1 pseudogene is annotated in these 288 nt (G+C 68.4%); it reads left to right on the forward strand.

Features of this window, described 5'->3' with window-relative positions:
- Positions 1–116 (forward strand): annotated as a pseudogene (locus EN869_RS34080) (gamma-glutamyltransferase); the annotation flags it as partial.
- Positions 117–288 lie beyond the last annotated feature (172 nt).

A 288-nucleotide genomic window follows, 5' to 3' on the forward strand; every position in this document is an offset into this window, starting at 1 on the left:
CCAGCTTTCGCCTCGACCCGAAGCATCCGAATGCGATAGCGCCCGGCAAGCGGCCGATGCACACGATCATGCCGGGCATGATGACCAAGGGCGGCCGTGCGGTGATGCCGTTCGGCATGAAGAAGGTGGCGTTGAGCGTGAACGAGACCGGGCCGAGCGTATGGCCCCACAGCGTCCATGTGCGGATTGCCGGCGTCGCCGCGGCCGGCCCAATTTCTCCTCAGGTCCCTGCGCAAAACGCCCCGGCTGGTCGGCCGAGGCGCTCTCGAAGGCCGCGCTCGGCCGCTC

Source organism: Mesorhizobium sp. M2D.F.Ca.ET.226.01.1.1 (assembly GCF_004022705.2).
Classification (GTDB): Bacteria; Pseudomonadota; Alphaproteobacteria; order Rhizobiales; family Rhizobiaceae; genus Mesorhizobium.